Source organism: uncultured Leptotrichia sp. (genome assembly GCF_938036635.1).
Classification (GTDB): domain Bacteria; phylum Fusobacteriota; class Fusobacteriia; order Fusobacteriales; family Leptotrichiaceae; genus Leptotrichia; species Leptotrichia hongkongensis.
This window is the reverse complement of the sequence record NZ_CALHQO010000372.1, coordinates 1-1339: the sequence shown is the minus strand read 5'-3', so window position 1 is coordinate 1339 and position 1339 is coordinate 1. Positions and strand designations below refer to the sequence as shown.

Annotated in this window: 2 protein-coding genes and 1 pseudogene; all 3 read right to left on the bottom strand. The window is 25.9% G+C overall.

Annotated features, from left to right (window positions below; genetic code table 11):
- Positions 1-6: 6 nt before the first annotated feature.
- Positions 7-666: a lipoprotein gene (locus Q0370_RS07435; RefSeq protein WP_299574082.1), complete on the bottom strand. Its 660-nt coding sequence runs from the start codon at positions 664-666 to the stop codon at positions 7-9.
- 169 nt (positions 667-835) lie between these two features.
- Positions 836-1075 carry a 30S ribosomal protein S18 gene (gene rpsR / locus Q0370_RS07430; protein WP_006806119.1) on the bottom strand — a complete coding sequence of 80 codons (240 nt, stop codon included), beginning with the start codon at positions 1073-1075 and terminating at the stop codon, positions 836-838.
- 59 nt (positions 1076-1134) lie between these two features.
- Positions 1135-1339: pseudogene (locus tag Q0370_RS07425) on the bottom strand (single-stranded DNA-binding protein); the annotation flags it as partial.

The window sequence follows — 1339 nt, the reverse complement described above, 5'->3', positions numbered from 1 at the left end:
AAATATTTATTTTTTTTCTTTTAGGTTTACTATTTTTTCAGAAGTTCCTTCATTTTTATTATTAAATTTCAGATTTTGAATACTTGTAACTGCATTTTCATTTTCTGATTCTCTAGCAAAAAATATGAATTCACCTGTAATTGAGTCTATTCTTATTCCATATATTATTCCATTTGTATATGATAATAAGCTTGATAGCTCCTTTTCTCTCATGCTTGCCAAGATTTTTGTATAAATTGCTCTAGCTTCAGAGTCATTAATTTTCTCATCAGATACCTGTATAAGATTAACCACCATATTTTCAATTATTCCCAAGTTAGCTCCATCCACCTTGCTAACCTTCAGAAATATACTTGTTGCACTTATCCCGCTATAATCAAGTGCATAAATAGCATCTCCTCTAGAATGTATCTTGGCATAGTAATAATTTTTGTTCTCATATACCAGTTTTTCAAAATTTCCTATGCTTATCTTATTCTCTTTCGATTTTTTCGTAAAAGTTTCAATTATTTTCTCTATTGATTTATTCGAAAAAACATTTTCTTTTGTGGTTTTATTTTGTACATTATCGTGTTTCTTTTCTTTTTCTTTGCTCTCCTTTTTACTACAACCTATTATAAAAACAAATAAAAAAAGTAAAAATAACCCCAATTTTTTATTCAACATTTTTACTACCGCCTAATTTTTATTATATAAAAAATGTCTTTTTAAATACATTGATACATTATACAATATAAATCTTAATTTTTCCATATTTTTTCACAAAAAAAGACTATCTATAACAAGTTAAAACTTATTTTAAATAGTCTAAATTTATCAAAAAATAAAATTACTATTATTTTTCAATTTTTGTATAAGGCATCAAAGCGATTTGTCTAGCTCTTTTAATTGCTTTAGCAATTTTTCTTTGAACTTTAGCTTCTAATCCTGTTACTCTCGCAGGAGAAATTTTCCCCTTATCATTCATAAAGTTTTTCAACAATTCAACATTTTTATAGTTAATATCTTCTACTTTAAATTTAACTTTTGGTCGTCTTTTTCTTCTTTTAAATTCCGTAACTGGTTTAGCTCTCATTAAATTTACACCTCCTAAAAACTTTTATAGCAATTTTTATTATAAAACTTGCCTAGCTATTAAAATGGAAAATCTTCATTATCATCTGTATCATCATCATTTTCGTATGTATCATTATGAACTGGCTTATTGCTATTATTTCCGCTATAAGATTGGTTTTGATTGTATCCACCACCATTATTGCTACTTCCTGAACTTTCAACAAATTCAAAGCTATTTACAACAACTTTTGTTGATTTTCTTTTTTCACCATTTTGTTCATAA